The 17941-nt window shown below is 63.3% G+C and carries 21 protein-coding genes and 1 pseudogene; 9 read left to right on the forward strand and 13 right to left on the reverse strand.

What is annotated here, in order from left to right; translation table 11 throughout:
• Positions 1-150 precede the first annotated feature (150 nt).
• The 4 genes from ACYVH8_RS04610 to ACYVH8_RS04625 all read right to left on the reverse strand — a co-directional run bounded on the left by ACYVH8_RS04610 (position 151) and on the right by ACYVH8_RS04625 (position 2695).
• Complete coding sequence (locus ACYVH8_RS04610) at positions 151-936, reverse strand: hypothetical protein (RefSeq protein WP_460487707.1); 786 nt, start codon at positions 934-936, stop codon at positions 151-153.
• A gap of 474 nt (positions 937-1410) precedes the next feature.
• Complete coding sequence (locus tag ACYVH8_RS04615) at positions 1411-1797, reverse strand: hypothetical protein (RefSeq protein ID WP_460487708.1); 387 nt, start codon at positions 1795-1797, stop codon at positions 1411-1413.
• Positions 1798-1874: 77 nt separating this feature from the next.
• Positions 1875-2249 (reverse strand): hypothetical protein, encoded by a 375-nt coding sequence (locus ACYVH8_RS04620; protein ID WP_460487709.1) that lies wholly within the window; start codon positions 2247-2249, stop codon positions 1875-1877.
• Positions 2246-2695 (reverse strand): hypothetical protein, encoded by a 450-nt coding sequence (locus tag ACYVH8_RS04625; RefSeq protein WP_460487710.1) that lies wholly within the window; start codon positions 2693-2695, stop codon positions 2246-2248. Before ACYVH8_RS04625 ends, ACYVH8_RS04620 begins: the two co-directional genes overlap by 4 nt.
• Positions 2696-3162: 467 nt before the next feature.
• Between ACYVH8_RS04625 and ACYVH8_RS04630 the strand changes: the two genes are divergently transcribed.
• Complete coding sequence (locus ACYVH8_RS04630; protein WP_460487711.1) at positions 3163-3786, forward strand: recombinase family protein; 624 nt, start codon at positions 3163-3165, stop codon at positions 3784-3786.
• Between the two features lie 66 nt (positions 3787-3852).
• On the opposite strand, the pseudogene ACYVH8_RS04635 reads toward ACYVH8_RS04630, so the two are convergent.
• Positions 3853-4131: pseudogene (locus ACYVH8_RS04635) on the reverse strand (KilA-N domain-containing protein); the annotation flags it as partial.
• A 285-nt stretch (positions 4132-4416) separates the two neighbouring features.
• On the opposite strand from ACYVH8_RS04635, the gene ACYVH8_RS04640 reads away from it, so the two are divergent.
• Positions 4417-5070, forward strand: a complete 654-nt coding sequence (locus ACYVH8_RS04640; protein WP_460487712.1) for a BRO-N domain-containing protein — start codon at positions 4417-4419, stop codon at positions 5068-5070.
• A 34-nt stretch (positions 5071-5104) separates the two neighbouring features.
• Here ACYVH8_RS04640 and ACYVH8_RS04645 read toward each other — a convergent pair whose 3' ends face one another.
• Complete coding sequence (locus ACYVH8_RS04645; RefSeq protein ID WP_460487713.1) at positions 5105-5296, reverse strand: hypothetical protein; 192 nt, start codon at positions 5294-5296, stop codon at positions 5105-5107.
• Between the two features lie 207 nt (positions 5297-5503).
• On the opposite strand from ACYVH8_RS04645, the gene ACYVH8_RS04650 reads away from it, so the two are divergent.
• The 3 genes from ACYVH8_RS04650 to ACYVH8_RS04660 are packed head-to-tail and all read left to right on the forward strand — an operon-like array spanning position 5504 to position 7378.
• Positions 5504-6094: a hypothetical protein gene (locus ACYVH8_RS04650; protein ID WP_460487714.1), complete on the forward strand. Its 591-nt coding sequence runs from the start codon at positions 5504-5506 to the stop codon at positions 6092-6094.
• A 27-nt stretch (positions 6095-6121) separates the two neighbouring features.
• The gene (locus ACYVH8_RS04655; protein WP_460487715.1) at positions 6122-6619 is read left to right on the forward strand and encodes a thermonuclease family protein; all 498 of its coding nucleotides are present in this window, start codon (positions 6122-6124) and stop codon (positions 6617-6619) included.
• 3 nt (positions 6620-6622) lie between these two features.
• Complete coding sequence (locus ACYVH8_RS04660) at positions 6623-7378, forward strand: hypothetical protein (RefSeq protein ID WP_460487716.1); 756 nt, start codon at positions 6623-6625, stop codon at positions 7376-7378.
• 288 nt (positions 7379-7666) lie between these two features.
• On the opposite strand, the gene ACYVH8_RS04665 is transcribed toward ACYVH8_RS04660, so the two are convergent.
• Positions 7667-8569 (reverse strand): LysR family transcriptional regulator, encoded by a 903-nt coding sequence (locus ACYVH8_RS04665; RefSeq protein WP_460487717.1) that lies wholly within the window; start codon positions 8567-8569, stop codon positions 7667-7669.
• 70 nt (positions 8570-8639) lie between these two features.
• On the opposite strand from ACYVH8_RS04665, the gene ACYVH8_RS04670 reads away from it, so the two are divergent.
• The 4 genes from ACYVH8_RS04670 (at position 8640) to ACYVH8_RS04685 (ending at position 11882) form a co-directional block, all read left to right on the forward strand.
• A complete protein-coding gene (locus ACYVH8_RS04670; RefSeq protein ID WP_460487718.1) occupies positions 8640-9965 on the forward strand; it encodes a sulfatase family protein in 1326 nt (441 codons plus the stop codon).
• 38 nt (positions 9966-10003) lie between these two features.
• Positions 10004-10972, forward strand: coding sequence for a Bug family tripartite tricarboxylate transporter substrate binding protein (locus tag ACYVH8_RS04675; protein ID WP_460487719.1), 969 nt, complete (start codon positions 10004-10006; stop codon positions 10970-10972).
• A gap of 61 nt (positions 10973-11033) precedes the next feature.
• The gene (locus ACYVH8_RS04680) at positions 11034-11600 is read left to right on the forward strand and encodes a glutathione peroxidase (protein WP_460487742.1); all 567 of its coding nucleotides are present in this window, start codon (positions 11034-11036) and stop codon (positions 11598-11600) included.
• Positions 11601-11615: 15 nt separating this feature from the next.
• On the forward strand, positions 11616-11882 hold the full coding sequence (locus ACYVH8_RS04685) for a cupin domain-containing protein (protein WP_460487720.1): 267 nt from the start codon (positions 11616-11618) through the stop codon (positions 11880-11882).
• A gap of 12 nt (positions 11883-11894) precedes the next feature.
• Here the strand turns inward: ACYVH8_RS04685 and ACYVH8_RS04690 are convergent, their stop codons facing one another.
• The 6 genes from ACYVH8_RS04690 to ACYVH8_RS04715 form a co-directional block, all read right to left on the reverse strand.
• Positions 11895-12545 carry a bifunctional 4-hydroxy-2-oxoglutarate aldolase/2-dehydro-3-deoxy-phosphogluconate aldolase gene (locus ACYVH8_RS04690; protein ID WP_460487721.1) on the reverse strand — a complete coding sequence of 217 codons (651 nt, stop codon included), beginning with the start codon at positions 12543-12545 and terminating at the stop codon, positions 11895-11897.
• Positions 12546-12547: 2 nt separating this feature from the next.
• Positions 12548-14377 carry a phosphogluconate dehydratase gene (gene edd / locus ACYVH8_RS04695; RefSeq protein ID WP_460487722.1) on the reverse strand — a complete coding sequence of 610 codons (1830 nt, stop codon included), beginning with the start codon at positions 14375-14377 and terminating at the stop codon, positions 12548-12550.
• A gap of 98 nt (positions 14378-14475) precedes the next feature.
• On the reverse strand, positions 14476-15504 hold the full coding sequence (locus tag ACYVH8_RS04700; RefSeq protein WP_460487723.1) for a TRAP transporter substrate-binding protein: 1029 nt from the start codon (positions 15502-15504) through the stop codon (positions 14476-14478).
• A gap of 86 nt (positions 15505-15590) precedes the next feature.
• The gene (locus ACYVH8_RS04705) at positions 15591-16886 is read right to left on the reverse strand and encodes a TRAP transporter large permease (protein WP_460487724.1); all 1296 of its coding nucleotides are present in this window, start codon (positions 16884-16886) and stop codon (positions 15591-15593) included.
• 4 nt (positions 16887-16890) lie between these two features.
• On the reverse strand, positions 16891-17397 hold the full coding sequence (locus tag ACYVH8_RS04710; RefSeq protein WP_460487725.1) for a TRAP transporter small permease: 507 nt from the start codon (positions 17395-17397) through the stop codon (positions 16891-16893).
• The gene (locus tag ACYVH8_RS04715) at positions 17394-17900 is read right to left on the reverse strand and encodes a gluconokinase (RefSeq protein ID WP_460487726.1); all 507 of its coding nucleotides are present in this window, start codon (positions 17898-17900) and stop codon (positions 17394-17396) included. Before ACYVH8_RS04715 ends, ACYVH8_RS04710 begins: the two co-directional genes overlap by 4 nt.
• Positions 17901-17941 lie beyond the last annotated feature (41 nt).

The raw sequence follows: 17941 nt of genomic DNA on the forward strand, positions 1-17941 counted from the left end.
ACGCTGCGGTGATGGTCAGTGAAGCCACCGCCGCAGAGAGGCACTGCGTAGCTCTTCAGACCGGCGGCGATGGCTGCATCTCGCAGGACCGCTTTGGGGCCTCGTGGGGCCTGTGCGGCCATTTGGTTGAGGGTGTAGGTTGACATTCGGTTAAGGGGCTGGGGTTGTGGTGAACGGCAGGGCCGTGCTCGGGCTGCTGTGCTTCGCTGCCGCGTCATTGAGATAGACCGCCGTAGGGCTTACCAGCGGCGCTCGTAGCTGCGCCAAGGTCTCAGCCGCTCGGGTCTCCTTGGTGGCTACCGCCTCAGCGACATTCACCAGGAAAGACGCCAGCACAGACCGCAGCCAGGCCCCGAGGGAATCCAGTGCGGAGAACTTGGGGCGCAACGGATATCCCGTGGTGCCCTTCGCGACAGCCTCGCGGGTGAACCGACGGGGCCTCGGGGCCAGATGCATGACCGCCCGTGAGAGGCCGAAGTCCTCCGAGCGCTTGTCAGGCAGTGCCCGTGGGTTGTCTTGGAGAAAGCACCAGAAGGCGCAGACCTCCACGAGCAAATCCCGGGGGCTGACCCCATGGCGAACCAGTCGGGCAATTTCCGGCGCTCCCTTGAAGGAGTCCTCAGCTGCAGCAGCGCCATGCATCCAGCGGGTCAGGTAGTCGAGGGCAGCCGCATAGCCGGGATGGCTCTGGTTGACCTCGAAGACCGCAGCGACCTCCTTGCGGTAGCGGGTGTACTGAGCTGCCTTGATGGGGTGCGCGTGCGGGTGGCCGTACTTGCGATAGACGGACTGATGAACGGGACAGAAGGCGTCGAGGCCCTGACGATGCTCGGTGCATCCTTGCGCCTTGCAGTACCGGAGGGAGTTGCGGGCCTTGGCCTCGGTTGCGGACTTGGGGCGCGGTGGCCCGGGGAAATAGGGGTGGGTGTGGTTCATTGGTTGGGAGGGAATGAGAACCAGACGACCAAAAGCCACTCGTGGTGGCTGGCTGCTGGGTGTCCCCGAGGCGGGGCGCGAGGTGGCCCTTGTGGGGCCGTGGGAAGCTGGGAAGGACAGGCAGGGACGGAGGTTCTGCGGTGTCCTAGAGGGATTCTTCAAGCTGTCCTGCTGTTGTCCTCTGTCCCAGAGGGCAGCAGGCGTTGTTGAAGGGGTGACTCTTGCTTGATGGTTCTGTGCGTAGGTTGAATACCTACCCAGGGAATTCAAACAATGAGGAAGCGTGGTCTATCGGCGAAGCCGTGTTCAAGGTCTCCAGCAGCTGTCATCTGTCCAGATGCGGTCTGCTGCGGTCTTGAAGAAGTGCTTCTCTATTTATGTCTTCCTCTACATCTACCTCTATCTCTAAGCCGAGGACATTTCAGGACAACCGGGGGACATTTCCGGTGTCCCTCGGGACAGAGCGGGGACAATTTAGAAGTCATCCTCCCCGCCTGCTGTGCTGGCCCTGACGGGGCCTTGAGGCGCGTCCGCTGGGGCAAGCTGCTTTGCTCGTTGAGCACGCTTCTTGGCCCGCTCTTGCTCCCGCGCTTCCAGCATCACGCCGCGATGCTGTACCAGCTCCGGCATGTGCCAGCCGATGATTTCGCCATCGGGCGTGGTTGCCCGCTCGAAGCCAAACTCTGGGGTGAGCAGTTCGTCCACTTCTTCCTGTGTGATGACATCCCGAGGGTTTCGCAGCGCCATACGGGTACGGATGTTCTTGATGGCAACCGGCCCCAAGGGGGTGCAGTCGGTGAGCCAGTAGCGGTCTCGGAGCAGGCTACGCATGGCGATTTGCAGGGCAGTGGCGTCTTGCATGAGAGTTGATTCCCGGGTGGTGTGGTACTTGAACCAAAGCGAGGAAACGACCTCGTTGGGGGGCTTGGTGGATGACATCAATGTGACGTTTTGAATGGGGCGGTGGCGGGTAGGGCCTGCATGGTCTTGGCAGCCTCCAGCACTTGCTGCTGGCGCTGGGCCTGTTCCCTGTAGATGCGGTACTCAGCGAGGACCGAGGCGCTGGGTGCGCCATCGGACAGGGCGGCAATCAGCCCCTTGAGATACAGCTCGTGCAGCTTGTCGAGCTGCTTGCGGACCTTGGGGGTGTCCACCGGCCCTACGTAGTGGTTGTCAATCAGGAAGGCGCGGGCCAGGGTGAGGATTTCTGCTGAGGGCTTGGCCTTGCTGGACTTGTTGAGCAGCGCCGTGAGGAGGCACTGCCACAGCTCGTGGAGGGTGGCCCGAGAGGCGGGTCCCTGAGTGGTGGTCATGGTTTGGGTTCTTTCTTGGCGGGGATGTGGTTGAACTGTTCGAGGTGCTTGTGCAGGGCTGTTCTGGCGGCTACTTGGTACGCACCGAGCAGGACAACATCGAAGGGCGGCAGGACCCCGCTGGAGGCCCCTAGGCGGGCCTCAGCCGCTTCCTGTTCATCGGGTGGTGTGTGGGTGCCATGGCAAGCCGTTTTCACGCTGCGGACCTCGCTGGTGGCCATGTCAGGCGGTAGCTGTTCGAGGTGTGCCACGTAGACCTGCAAGGCCCTGCGGATGATCCCCGACAGGGGCGTCTTGAGGCTCCCTTGGAGCTGGACCCACTTGGCTGCCCAATGCGCCCGCAGATGACTGCCGTAGTCGAGCTTTGCCGGGTTGCTGCTGTGCGAACCTTGAAGGTGGTAGGTCTGGCGTTGGTAGTCGGGGACTGGTGTTCTGCTTCTGGACATGGGGATGTGCTGGCCCCGAAAAATCGGGACATCTGGATTTGAAAAAACAAGGAGAGGACGGGGACACGCAGCCAGATCGGCGACATGTGGGTTTAGCAAGGGTCGGGGTTTAGCAAGGGTGGCGGTTTAGCAAAGGTAGGCTTTTAGGCGGCAGTCTTGAAGCAGTGCAGAACGATCCACCTAGCTTTCTTGTTTGGGCAAAGGTGAGGTTTTAGTCGTGAAAAACGGCCTGTTTTAGAGCTAAGCCCATGATTCGCATTGTGATTTGATGACTCAAAAGCGCTATCAAATATGCAGCACTGCGAAGATGGCTTCGAGGGCGTCTATGGCGCCTATACGGAAAACCCGGTGGGAAATCGCGCCACCCTCTCCCCTTGTGTCATCCTCGATTTCCTGTATACGCAAAACAGTTGATTTCCGTATGTCATTCGGGCATCATGTCGGCTCACCAGCATGGAGGACACGACATGACCAAGAACAAGCAGCCCTTGAGGGTTGCGCTGTATGCCCGGGTCTCGACCGGCTCACAGACCACGGAGAACCAGCTCAAGGAGCTTCGGGCGGTGGCCCAGAGAGAGGGATGGGAAGTGGTGACCGAGTACGTGGACCACGGCATCAGCGGGGCCAAGGGCAGGAAGGACCGCCCCCAGCTCGACGCCATGTTGAAGGCAGTCACCCGCAGGGAGTTTGACCTCGTGGCTTCGTGGTCTGTGGATCGGCTGGGGCGGTCACTGGTTGACCTCGTGGGGATGCTCGGGGAGCTTCATTCCAAGGGAACAGACCTTTACTTGCATCAACAGGGCATCGACACCACCACCCCGAGCGGTAAGGCCATGTTCCAGATGATGGGCGTGTTCGCTGAGTTTGAACGGGAGATGATTCGGGAGCGGGTCAGGGCTGGCCTTGCCGTGGTCAAGGAGACCGGGAAGAACAAGAACGGCAGGGCGGTCACCCTGGGCAGGCCCAAGGCCAGCAGCAAGGTAGAGGCCCAGATAAGGAAGCTCAGAGCCGAGAACCTTGGCATCCTCAAGATAGCCCGAGAGGTCGGCTGCGGGGTATCCGTAGTGCAGCGGGTAGTGGCCGCAGGCTGAGGCCCCGCCGGGACCACCACAAGGGCCTCTACGGCCCTTTTCTTTGCCTGCTACTGCGTCACACCACACAGCGAAGCGCACGTCCAGCCAGCGGGCGAAGAACACGGCCAGTTTGGGGTGTGCGAAGGTGCCGCCGCTGCGGCCCTGCTTGGCGTCGTAAAGGTGGGAAATTCCCACGTTTTGCATCGCGTCGATGTACTCAAGGGTGGAGGGGAGGCGGAGGAACTCTTTGGCTTCCTTGCCGAAGTGCTTGGCTGCCTGGGTCATATTGAACCAGCCGTCTTGGCGGAAGGCGAAGGGGGTGCCGTTGAAGGTGCGAGTGGTGAGTGCAGTAGAAGAGGTCATGTTGAAAGTCCAAGCGCGGCCATTGGTCAGCTTTAAGGGGGCCACGGGGGGAACTGGCCGATTGGGCTTATCCGATACCCGCTCACATTTTTGCGGCAGAGTCGGGGACTATGATTGCCTCACCCCGGTGGCGCAATTGGTAGACGCGGCACAGTCAAGATGCTGCTGCACCCTCTCGAAAGATGTTCGACTGGACTTAGGGTCAGTACTTACAGGTTCGAATCCTGTCTGGGGCAGTTCAGCTCTGCACTCACCACCCATCTCTACAACACCGCCAGCATCCGCGTGGTCACCATCGAGGGCAACCCGTGGTTCGTCGCCAAGGATTGCCTCATTGCCATGGGCTACAGCCCCGACGCAGTGCGTATGGTTCTTGGCAAGCTCGGGCCGGACGAGCAGATCGTTGCTACCCGCGCAAACGACTACCGCAATCTGATTGCGGGACTGCCTCGGGTGCCGAGCCTCACGTTCATCTCCGAGTCCGGCCTCTACAAGCTCATCATGCGCTCCGACAAGCCCGAGGCCAAGGCGTTTCAGGACTGGGTTACCAAGGAGGTGCTGCCGTCCATCCGCAAGCATGGCGGCTACCCCATCAATGAAAATCTCCAGGGCTTTCTGTTCCCGCAAGCGGCTTCTCACCAGTGTTCTTCAACCGCTGGGATCGTCTCTCTAGCGCAAGTATGCGTGGGTCAAGGCGGGATGCTGCAAACATTAGACGGCCCCATATCAGGAATCCATGCAGCTCATCAAGTTGCTGTTGAGTTTCCTCGTGCAAAGGCACCGTCAGTCGATGTGCTTTGTTTAGGAGCTTGCACGCCCGACCTAGAGAGCTATCAGGCGGAGCTTTTCGCTCTTCCCAGTACCCGAGGAAATAGGCTACAGCATCCTCAACCTCAGCCGCATACAGTTTGCTCATCGCATCTCCCTTATTGGAATTGAAGCGTCACGCAGTCGCAAAGGGGATACATCAAGGTCACCTCAAGTCCACGTCAAATGTCCACCCGCCCACCTCAAGGAGGCACGAGCGCCCCTGCTTCCATGCATCGAGCCTCCAAGACCTGTTGGGGTTGTAGAACACCCCAGCATCAGCAATCGGCAGCACCTTGGCAATTAGCACTGCTAGCGCGTCGAGTCGAGAGGCGGTCTTGTACTTGAAGATGGTCAAGGGTGTCATGTTCTTGGTGGTTCTGGTTCGCGCAGCAACATCGCTGCAGGCCCAGAGGATGCCCGGGCTGTAGCGAATGCACATCGGTGCTTCTCCGTCTGGAAAACCTGCCGTACACTGGCGATGCCTAGAAAATAAACAGATCGTTCCACTTCTGGAATAGTTGCAAGATCGGGGCGAACAACAGATAGCACAGGGGGACTCACGATGTCATGGACAACGCCATGGATACAGCGCTTTGCCAACTTCGCAGGGATGCTTCTGCTTGCAACCACGGCCAATGCAGCCGAACCGATTTTCCAAGGGCTACCTTGGGGAGCCACTGAGGCTCAGATAGAGACCCGCTTCGCGGGGCAGACCAAACGACGTATATGCGATTCAGCTTTAAAGCAGTTTGCTGACAAGCTGGAACAAGTCTGTGAGGGCCTGTACGTCGAGCCCTACGAAGTTGAGGGAATGCCCTTCAAGCTCAGCTTTAATTTTTCCAAGAAGACGCGACTACTTGACAACGTGTCTCTTGATTACTCGACAGAAGCGCCTAACGTGAGGCCGAGTTCAACCCCAGACGCGAGATGGAATGACACATTTCTCAAGCTCAAGGACACATTGACTGATCGGTATGGCCCGCCTGTATCAAGTTACCTTGGTGGCGAACGCGGCTCCAAGATGGGGAGTGCTGAGTGGCGAACAGGTGCCACTATCGTCCGGCTTCAATCGCTCTTCTGGGGTTCGACATCCTTCGAACAACACTCCATCTTGTACTACTCAAACATGAGCGGAAGTGCTGGGAAGCTCTGACAGCCACGCAGCAAGAGGGAAATGGGGATGGCAATGCTCGGAAAAGTTTCCTTGATAGTTCTCGGGGCCCTCCTCGCTTTTGCCGTCACTGCCGAGGCCTTCACGGGTAAGGTCGTTGGCGTTACCGATGGCGACACCATCACGGTCCTTGTCGCCCCCAAAACTCAGCGAACGATTCGCCTGGCTGGCATTGATGCCCCCGAGAAGCGCCAAGCCTTCGGCCAGCGGTCCAAGGAGTCCCTCAGCGAACTCGTGTTCAAGCGCGAGGTGACCGTAGAGGCCACCAAGAAGGACCGCTATGGGCGCGACATCGGCAAGGTACTGGTGGATGGCCTCGATGCAAACCTTGAGCAGGTCCGAAGGGGCCTAGCGTGGCACTACAAGGCGTACCAGCGTGAGCAAGCAGCCGAGGACAGGGCTACCTACGCTGCCGCTGAGGACGAGGCCAGAAAGCTGCGCTTAGGTCTCTGGCAGGATGCCCAGCCGGTGCCCCCTTGGGACCACCGACATTCGAGAGGAGAGTAGCTTATGAATGACGCCAAGCTCCCGTTGGGAATAAAGATTTACTTTACCGTTCTGGCCTCTGCCGTATTGGCGTCTGTTGTTCGTGCCGTAGCGACTAGAACGGCCGAAGATTTTTTCTTCTATGTAAGCATCTGGGCCTTTATCTGGTTTTCCTATTTGCTCCATCTTTCCTTTTCGCTCGCTAAAGCGTTTGGAAGACCGCCCCCAACTCCGAGCTTTAGGCACTTTCTTCGTATCCTGATCTACACGTATGCTCTCGCGATTCTTTCCTATGGCGTAGGTGTCGGCGTAAAGGACTTGTATCTCTGGCTGTCGATTACTCGGTACGAAGTACTCATTGTTTTTTTTGCTCTGGGGCTGGGCCTCATGCTCTTCCAACTGAGACGGGAACTCCGTGTGGTGTACGGGACGTCCGAAGTAGTGGTTGGGTTAGTCGTAGCGGCTTATCGGCACTCGCCCGACACGTCCATTTGGAATTTAAGCGAATTTCTTCCATTCCTAACCGCTGGCGTCTACTTGGTAGTCCGGGGTTTTGACAACATTCAGCAGGGCCTTACCCCAAGCCAACTTGACCCATCAATTCGCTGGTTGATGTCTAAGCTCAAAGCGACTGACACAGGTTCGGAAGTCCCTGTTCCCGTGAGACGAATCAAGAAAAAGGCAGATCGGGTCTCAATTGCCGTGACCATGCGTTCACGACGCCTCCTAAACAACAGCCTCAATCGCAGGGCTGCAATCAACCGGATGATTGCCCCCTAATTGGGGACTGTTTAGCGTGCTTGCCAAGATACCGAAACCTTCCCACAATACGCCCCAAGAGGCTTCCCACACGTAAAAGCCTCGAAACTAGGCAGATGGCTGGAGAGCCAATGCTGGTGCGGGTTTCAAGAGAACGAGTGCTGTGGATGGTTTGGTTTTTCTCCATTCCCACCCTCTCCGCCAAAAACTAGCCCCGCATTGCGGGGCTTTGTTTTTGGCGCAATGGGTGGGTGAGAACCCACGCCGGGTTCGCGCAAGACGGATTTCGAGCAATCCCACCGCACCCAATCACACCCCCGCCGCATACCCCAATATCGCCTTCTTCATCTCCACAAAACCCGGGTCCTCCAGCAGCGTGCTGCGGCACCAGAGGTAGATGGGCCGCGGCTGGGGCGGCGCCGCGAGCTTGAGCTCCACCAGCGGGAAGTGCGCCTGCAGCAGGCGCATGGGAAAGTGAGGCAATACCGAGAGGTGCGCGCCTTCGCTGAGGATGCGCAGCAGCATGAAGGCTTCGCCCAGCACGGTGATCTCGGCGCGTGTGCTGCCCACGCCGGCGGCGGTGAGCATCTCGCGCACGGCCTGGTCAAAAGGCGAGGCCGTGCCCAGGCTGATCCAGGGCATGCCGTCCGCGGCGCCCGGCGCGATCCGGCCCTGCGCGGCCAGCGCATGCGTACGCCCGCAGAAAACCCCCAGGTCATCCTGCACCAGCAGGTAGCGCTCGATGCCAGGCGGCGGCTTGTCCAGCCAGGAGGGGGCGATCACCAGATCGTGCCGGCCGTCAATGAGCTGCTCGACCAGCAGGTGCGGTCGGTCGCTCTGGATGCTCAGCGCGATGTCCGGGTAACGCTGCAGCAAGACCTGTGTGAGGCCGGGCAGCAGCGCCGCGCCCACGATGGGCCCGCTGCCCAGGCGCAGCTGCTTGCGCAGGCCGCTGCGGTGGCGGGCGCTCACCTCGGCCGCATCCTGCAGGCGCCGCGCAATGGCCCGGCCCTCGCGCGCCAGCATCTCGCCCAGCGGGGTGCTGCGCACCCCAAAGCGGCTGCGCTCGAAGAGCAGGCCCCCAGCCTGCATCTCCAGCGCCTGCATGTTGTGCGTCAGCGTGGGCTGGGTCAGGTGCAGATGGCGACTGGCCTGGGTGATCGAGCCTTTTTCCAGGATGGCGGCCAGCTGCACCAGATGTCGCGGATCCATATGTTTTCTTTATTTCAAAATAACGAATTTCAATTTTACAAATGGATAGCAGCTTTTTAAGCTCTGGTCCATGTCCCGCAAACCCAATCTGATCTACATCGTTTCCGACGACCTGGGCTATGCCGACCTGGGCTGCTACGGCGGCCGCGAAGCCGGCTTCGGCCCGGTCTCGCCCCGCATCGACGCCCTGGCCGCCGCCGGCCTGCGCCTCACCGAGGGCTATGCCAACTCCCCGGTCTGCTCGCCCACGCGCTTCGCGCTCATGACGCTGCGCTACCAGTACCGCCTGCGCGGCGGCATGGAAGAGCCCATCAGCAGCAAGAGCAAGGGCAGCACCACGCTGGGCCTGCCCACGCACATCCCCACCCTGCCCTCGCTGCTGCGCGAGGCCGGCTACGCCACGGCCCTCATCGGCAAATGGCACCTGGGTTACCCGCCCGCTTTCGGCCCGCTGCGATCCGGCTACGACGAGTTCTTCGGCATCATGGCCGGCGGCGTGGACTACTTCACCCACTGCTCGGGCAAGGGCGACCACGACCTCTACATCGGCGAAGAGTCGCACCGCGAGGTCGGCTACCTGACCGATGTGCTGTCCAGCCGCGCCGTGGACTGCGTGCAGCGCATGGCGCCGCAGGCCAGGGAAGGCAAGCCCTTTTTCCTGAGCCTGCACTACACGGCGCCGCACTGGCCCTGGGAGACGCGCGACGATGCGCAGGTCGCGGCCGGGCTGGGCAATCTCTTCCACCTCGACGGCGGCAACGTCGAGATCTACCGCCGCATGATCCACCACATGGACGAAGGCATAGGCCAGCTCGTGGCCGCGCTGCGCCAGACCGGCCAGCTTGAGAACACGCTCATCGTCTTCACCAGCGACAACGGCGGAGAGCGCTTCTCCGACAACTGGCCCCTGGTCGGCGGCAAGATGGACCTGACCGAAGGCGGCATCCGCGTGCCCTGGATCGCGCACTGGCCCGCCGTGATCCCGGCCGGCAGCGTGAGCGCCCAGCACTGCATGACCATGGACTGGTCGGCCACGCTGCTCGACATCGGTGGCGGCCGGGCCCACCCGGACTATCCCATCGACGGCGTCTCGCTGGCCTCCGTGCTGCGCAACCCCGCCCACACCTTCGAACGCCCGCTCTACTGGCGCATGAACCACCGCGGCCAGCGCGCCCTGCGCCGCGGCGACTGGAAATACCTCAAGGTGGACGCGCACGAGTACCTGTTCAACATCCGTCAGGACGCGCGGGAGCGCGCCAACCTGGCCGCCAAACACCCCGAGCACTTCGCCACCCTGCGCCAGCAATGGCAGGACTGGGAAGCCACCGTGCCTGCCATTCCCGAAGACGCCGCCGTGAGCCTGGGCTATTCCTACAAGGACATGCCGCAGCGCTGACCTCACGACACCCCACTGATATTCAACGAGGAGAGACGATGACCTTCAAGACCACCGCCCTGATCGCCGGCCTGCTGGCCCTGACGGCCCCCTGGGCCGCCGCCCAGAACTGGCCCGAAAAACCCATCAAGCTGCTGGCCCCCTCCACACCCGGCGGCCCGCCCGACGTCTATGCCCGCGCCCTGGCCGACCATCTGGCCAAGGAACTGGGCCAGCCCGTGATTGTGGAGAACGTGCCCGCCGTGGGCGGCATGATCGCGGCCCAGCAAATCCTGCGTGCCCCGACCGACGGCTACACCCTGCTGGTCAACACCGCCGGCATGATGACCATCACGCCCAACGCCAATCCCAAGGCCCAGTACAAGGGCAGCGACTTCACGCAGATCTGCCAGGGCGTGGAAGCCGCGCTGGTGCTGGCCAGCCACCCCGGCCTGGGTACCAAGAGCTACAAGGAGCTCTCGCAGTGGATCGTGGCGCAGAAGACAGCGCCCACCTACTCTTCGTATTCGACCGGTTCACCCGCCCACTTCCTGGGCTACCAGCTCAGCGAGGCGCTCAAGACCGAGATGACCCACGTGCCCTACAAGAGCAGTCCGCAACAGATCACCGACATGCTGGCCGACGTGGCCCCGCTGGGTTTTGTGCAGATCGCCACGGCCACCCCGCACATCAAGGCCGGCAAGCTCGTGGCCTACGCCACCACGGGTGAGCAGCGCGCACCGCAACTGCCCAACGTGCCCACGGTGGGCGAGCTGGGCCTGGGCGCGCTGACCACCACGGTCTGGTTCGGCTTCTCCGGCCCCAAAGGCCTGTCGCCGGCCATCACCAAACGCCTGACCGAGGCGCACCAGAAGATCGCCGCCCTGCCGGAATTCCAGTCGCGCATGGCCATTGCCGGCCTGAATGCCAACCCCAATCTCTGCGGCGACAAGTTCCTGCAGAAGATGAACCAGGAAAGCGCGCGCTGGGCTCGTATCGTCAAGGCCACGGGGTTCGTGGCGGAATAAGGTCCCGACCCCCGTCGCAGCAGGGTTGAATCGGCTGCCGCAGAATGGGTGCATGACATTCATGCGCCCATTCCTTTTTCCGGCCCTGGTCTCGCTAGCCCTGACCCTCACGCCCATGACCTCCTCCGCACAATCCACCGCAGCCTGCCCCGCCCTGCTGCAACACCAGTTCACCCGCCTGCAGGACGACGCGCCGCAGAACCTCTGCCAGTACGCGGGCAAGGTGGTGCTGGTCGTCAACACCGCGAGCTACTGCGGCTTCACCAAACAGTACGAAGGGCTGGAGGCGCTGTACGCCAGGTACGAGAAACGCGGCCTGGTCGTCCTGGGTTTTCCGTCCAACGATTTCGGCCAGCAGGAACCCGGCGATGCCAAGCAGATCGCCGACCTGTGCTTCAACACCTATGGCGTGAAGTTCCCCATGCTCGACAAGACCACGGTCGTCGGCCCCAGGCGCAACGCCTTCTACGCCCAGCTGTTCCAGGCCACCAAGGCCGCGCCGCAATGGAACTTCCACAAGTACCTGATCGCCCGCGACGGCAAGGCCGTGAGCAGTTTTGCGAGCGACGTGGAACCGGGCAGCAAGACCCTGGTGACCGCCATCGAGGCGGCGCTGCAACAACCCTGAACCAGAGAGCACGCAATGGACCCAGAACTCTTCCGCCAGCAGTTGCAGGCCGCCGGCTTCGAGCAGATCACGCTGGTCACGCGCGAACCCGAGGGTTTCCTGGACGCGCACACCCACCCCTTCGAGGCGCGGGCCCTGATCCTCAGCGGCGAGATCACCCTGGTCTGCCAGGGGCAGGAGCAGCGGTACCGGCCCGGCGAGATCTTTCATCTGGCCCTGGCCGAGCCCCACACCGAGCGTTACGGCCCGCAGGGCGTGACTTACCTCGTCGGGCGCAAATAAAAGCGCAGGGGATCAGGCCGCGCGGGCCAGCTCCGTGGCCTCGCGCGCCAGGCGGGTAATGGCGGCCCAGTTGCCGGCTTCGACCAGCTCCAGCGGCGTCAGCCAGGAGCCGCCGACCATCGGCACATTGCCCAGGCGCAGAAAGTCCTGCAGATTGGCCAGCGAGACACCGCCCGTGGGGCAGAACCGCATGTCGGCCAGCGGGCCGGCAAGGGCCTTGAGCATGCCCATGCCCCCGGCCTGCGCGGCGGGGAAAAGTTTGACGAGTTTGAAGCCGTGGTCACGCGCGCGCATGACTTCACCGGGGGTCATCACACCCGGCACAAAAGGCAGCTTGTGGGCCATGGCCTCGGCCACGAGCACTTCCGTCATGCCCGGCGAGAGCGCGAAACGCGCACCGGCACCCTTCACGCGCGCTATTTCACCGGCCACGGTCACCGTGCCCGCCCCCACCTGCATGGCCGGCACACCCTTGGCCACGGCCTCGATGGCCGCCAGGCCTGCGGCATGGCGCAGGGTGATTTCCATGACGTCGATGCCGCCTTCGAGCAGCGCCTCGGCCAGGGGCACGGCCTGGGCCGGGTTCGTGATCACGATCACGGGCACCACACGGGAGGTGAACGCCGGGCGCTGGGTGCAGGGGTTGTCTTGTGCGGTCTTCATGGTCAGCGAGCATATCCCGACAGCAGGGGCGAAGCGCCTTCCTCGGCCAGCAAGGGCCGGTCACGGAACAGGCCGAACAGTTCGCGGCCTATGCCCTGCCCGTTGGCGGCGAGGTCCGGCAGCTGCGCGTCGCGCGCCGCCAGTTCCGCATCGCTCACCTGCACCTGCAGGCTCTGCGCCTCGCAGTCCAGCGTCAGCATGTCACCGTCACGCACCCTGCCGATCATCCCGCCCGCCACCGCCTCGGGCGTCACGTGGATGGCGGCGGGCACCTTGCCGGAGGCGCCGGACATGCGGCCGTCGGTCACCAGGGCCACCTTGTAGCCCTTGTCCTGCAGCACACCCAGCAGGGGCGTGAGCTTGTGCAGCTCGGGCATGCCGTTGGCCTGCGGGCCCTGGCAACGCACCACGGCCACGAAGTCGCGTTCCAGCTTGCCCTGCTTGAAAAGTTGCTCCAGCTCTTTCTGGCCGTTCACCACCACGGCCGGCGCGCTCACCTGCCGGTGCTGCGGCTTCACGGCCGAGACCTTGATGACGGCGCGGCCCAGGTTGCCCTGCAGCAGGCGCAGGCCGCCGTCCGGGCTGAAGGGGCGCGTCACGGGACGCAGCACGTCTTCGTCACCCGAAGCGACGGGCAGCGCGCGCCAGTCCAACGCGCCCTGGTTCAGCCAGGGCTCCACCGTGTAGCGATGCAGGCCGCGGCCCATGATGGTGTGCACGTCGTCGTGCAGCAGGCCCACCGAGAGCAGCTCGCGGATGATGAAGCCCATGCCGCCCGCGGCGTGGAAATGGTTCACGTCGGCCGAGCCGTTGGGGTAGACGCGGGCCAGCAGGGGCACGCAGGCCGAGAGGTCGGAGAAGTCTTCCCAGTTGATGACCCAGCCCGCCGAACGCCCCATGGCGATCAGGTGCAGGGTGTGGTTGGTGGAGCCGCCGGTGGCCAGCAGACCCACCATGCCGTTGACCAGCACCTCGGCGGTGATCTGGTGGCCCACGCCGGAACCGGCCTCGTGCGTGAGGGCCACGGCGCGTTCGACGGCCGCGTCGGTCAGCGCTTCGCGCAGCGGCGTGCCGGGGTTCACGAAGGACGATCCGGGCAGGTGCAGGCCCATGATCTCCATGAGCATCTGGTTGGAGTTGGCCGTGCCGTAGAAGGTGCAGGTGCCCGCGCTGTGATAGGCCGCCTGTTCGGCGCTGAGCAGCGTGGCGCGGTCCACCAGGCCCTGGGCGTACTGCTGGCGGATCCTGGATTTGTCGTCGTTGGACAGGCCCGAGGTCATGGGGCCGGCGGGCACGAAGACCGCGGGCAGATGGCCGAAGTGCAGCGCGCCCATGAACATGCCGGGCACGATCTTGTCGCACACGCCCAGGAACATCGCCGCGTCGAACACGTTGTGCGAGAGCCCGACAGCCGTGGCCAGCGCGATCACGTCGCGCGAGAACAGCGAGAGCTCCATGCCGGCCTCGCCCTGGGTCACGCCGTCGCACATGGCGGGCACACCGCCGGCCACCTGCGCGCTGGCGCCCAGGCTGCGCGCCTTCTGGCGTATGCGTTCGGGGTAGTGCTCGTAGGGCTTGTGCGCCGAGAGCATGTCGTTGTAGGCCGTGATCAGACCCAGATTGGGCTGGCGTTCCTGCTTGAGCAGCAGCTTGTCTTCGCCGGGCATGGCCGCATAGGCGTGGGCGGCGTTGGCGCAGCCCATGCCGCTGCGGTAGGGGCCGGGGCGGGCCGTGCGGTTCACCACCGCCAGGTAGGCGGCGCGCGTGCGCTCGCTGCGTTGCTGGATGCGGCGGGTCACCTCGACCAGGATCGGGTGGGTCGGCTCAGACATGGTGGCTTTCCGGGGACATGAAGAAATTCAAAACGGGCGGTACAACAGGCTCGCAAGAGCCATGATGCACCGCCCGCGTTTCGGCACAGAGCCGTGGCTTACTTGCCCTTGCCGCCCGAGCGGATTTTGCCCAGCTCGGCCTGGGTCTCGTTCCACAGGTCCATGCCCACGCTGTCACCGATCGAAGCATAAACCTGCTTCAGGCTGTTGCGCATGCGGGCGGCTTCGGCGGGCGCCAGCTCGTTGACCTGCATGCCTTTTTCCTTCAGCGCGGCCACGGCGCTGGCGGCTTCGCTGCGGGTGTCCTTGCGTTCGAAATCGCGGCTGGTCTTGGCGGCGTCCAGCAGGATCTTCTGCTCGGCCCTGGAGAGCTGGTCCCACCACTTCTTGCTCACCAGCACGATCCAGGGGCTGTAGACGTGGTTGGTGATGGTCAGGTATTTCTGGACTTCGTAGAACTTGCTGGACAGGATGGTGTTGAAGGGGTTCTCCTGGCCTTCCACCGTGCCGGTCTCCAGCGCGGTGAACAGCTCCGAGAAGGCCAGCGGCACGGCATTGGTGCCCAGGGACTTGAAGCTCTCGAGGAAGACATTGTTCTGCATCACGCGCAGCTTGATGCCGTTGAGGTCTTCCAGCTTGTTGATCGGGCGCTTGCTGTTGGTCAGGTTGCGGAAACCGTTTTCCCAGTAAACCAGGCCGACCAGGTCCTTCTCCTTCAGCTTGGCCATGACCTTCTCGCCGATGGGGCCGTCGAGCACGGCATCCGCTTCAGCCGCGTTGTTGAACAGGAAGGGGGTGTCCCACAGGGCCATTTCCTTGGTGATGCCCACCAGGGTGGCGGTGGAGCCCACCATCATTTCCTGGGCGCCGCCGCTCAGGGCCTGCTGCATCTGCAGGTCCGAGCCCAGGGCGGCCGCGCCGATGGCGCGGGTCTTCATCTTGCCGCTGGAGGCTTTCTCAACCGCCTCGGCAAAGACCTTGACGGCACGGCCCTGGTTGCTCTGCTCGTTCAGACCGTAGCCGAAACGGATCAGACGGGGCTTGATGTCCTGGGCCATGGCGGCCAGCGGGGCCAGCATGGCCAGGGCCGCGGTGGCGGCCACGAATGTTCTGCGGAAGGGGGTCATGGTTTGCTCCTTGGTGATGATGATGGGGGACGGGAACACGGGGACATAGGGCCTGTTCGCATTAATTTCTCAAGTGCGAACAGGCCCTAGCGCATCCAGGCCACAGGGGCCGTGACGATCTGCGGAAAGATGATGAAGAGGATCAGCAGCACAAGGTAGGTGAGCAGGAAGGGGTTCACCCCCTTGATCACCTGGTGCATGGGCAGGCGGCCCACGCCGGCCACCACGTTGAGCACCGTGCCCACCGGCGGCGTGATCAGGCCGATGGCGCCGTTGAGCACGAACATCAGGCCGAAGTAGACGGGGTCGATGCCGGCCTTGACCGCGATGGGCAGCATCACCGGCGCGAAGATCAGGATGGTGGGCGTGAGGTCCAGCGCCGTGCCGATCAGCACCAGGGCCAGCATCATGGCGGCCATGAGCAGGCGAGGGTTGTGGACCATGGTCCCCAGCCAGCCGGTCAGCACATTGGGCAGGTCGGCCAGCGTGATCATGTAACTGGCCACCTGGGCGCCGGCGCAGAGGAACATGACCACCGCCGTGGTCTTGGCCGCGCGCACCAGCACGGGCCCGACCTCGGCCACGGTCAGCTCGCGGTGGATCAGCAGGGCCACGACCAGCGCGTACATGGCGGCCACCACGGCGGCTTCGGTCGGCGTGAACACGCCGCTTTTCATGCCGCCGATGATGATGAGCGGCATGAGCAGGGCCCAGAAGGCCTTGCGCACCGCGCGCAGGCGCACGCCCATGGGCAGGCGCTCGCCGCCCGGCGGCAGATCGATGCTGCGCAGCTGGAGCTTCCAGGCCACGATCAGGCCCACACCCATCAGGATGCCCGGCACGATGCCCGAGATGAAGAGCGCCGAGATCGAGGTGTTGGTGGTCACGCCGTAGATCACGAAGGGCATGGACGGCGGAATGATGGGCGCGATGATGCCGCCCGAGGCGATCAAACCCGCCGAGGTGTGCATGGGGTAGCCCTGCTGCCGCATCATGGGCAGCAGGATGGTGGCCAGGGCCGCCGTGTCGGCCAGGGCCGAGCCGCTCATGCTGGCCATGAGCACGGCCGCGCCGATGGCCACGAAGCCCAGGCCGCCGCGGATGTGGCCCACCCAGGCCTGCGCCATCTCGATGATGCGCCGGCTGATGCCGCCGCTGTTCATCAGTTCACCCGCGAGGATGAAAAAGGGCACGGCCAGCAGGGGAAAGCTGTCGATGCCGGCCACCATGTTCTGGGCCAGCAGCTGCGTGTCCCAGAAATCCAGGGCCCAGGCCATGGCCGCGCCCGTGAGCACCAGCGCGAGGGCCATGTTGAGGCCGATGCCCATGAGCAGCACCAGGCCGGCGATGAACATCAAGAATGCCAAAGCTTCTGAACTCATGGTCTCACTCCGCTTCCATGCCGTGGCCCAGGTCCAGCGGATCCTGACGCACGAGTTCCACCAGGGCCATGATGGCGATGGCCAGCGAGCTCAACAGCGCCGGCAGGGGCAGCAGCGCGCTGGAATACCCCAGCACCACCGAGCGGCTGTTCAGGCCCACGACCACCTGCTGCCAGGCGCCGATGGCCACCAGGGCCGCGGCGGTCATCACCAGCAGGCGGATCAGCACCGTCATCGCCTTCATGGCCAGGGGGCGACTGCGCAGGCGGGCGACCAGGCTGGTGAAGGCCATGTGCTCGCCATAAGGGTAGGCCACGGTGGCTCCGATGAACACCATCCACACGAAGAGCAGGCGCGACAGTTCCTCGCTGGCGGCGATGCCGCTGCCAAAACCGTAACGCAGCACCACGTTGACAAAAACCGCCAGCGCCATGACGCCCAGGCAGGCGCCCATGCAGATGTGGGCGATGCGCTGCAACAGCGGCCCTGCGGGAGAGGTGTCCGGTTTCATGCGCTCACTCCCTGCTGCAGCCAGGCGCTGATCTGGCGCTGCAGCTGCTCGACGGCTTGCGTTGCATCCAGCGCCAGGGTGTCGGGTTCGTTCACAGGTGACTCCAGGGTGGCGAACTGGTTGTCGACCAGTGCCGTGGGAAAGAAATGCGTGGAAGCCCGGGCCGCCACACGCGCCAGGGATTCTTCGCGGGTGATTTCCAGGAAAACAAAACGCAGCCCCGGCGATGCGGCCCGCAACTGCTGCCGGTACTGGCGCTTGAGGGCCGAGCAGGTCAGCACGACAGGCGCCGGGCTTTGCGCCAGCATGCTGCCCAGCTGGGCCAGCCAGCCCTCGCGATCCCCATCCGTCAGCGCAATGCCCTGGCTCATCTTGCGGCGGCTTGTTTCGCTGTGGAAGTCATCGCCTTCGATCAGGCGCCAGCCTTCGGCCGCCGCCAGGGCCGAGCCGATATGCGACTTGCCGCAGCCGGCCACCCCCATGATGACGATTGAGGAATTCATCCTTGGTTAGCGCTATCTTAATAACTTAAAAAATCAACCCG

It is taken from the genome of Curvibacter fontanus (genome assembly GCF_054780335.1).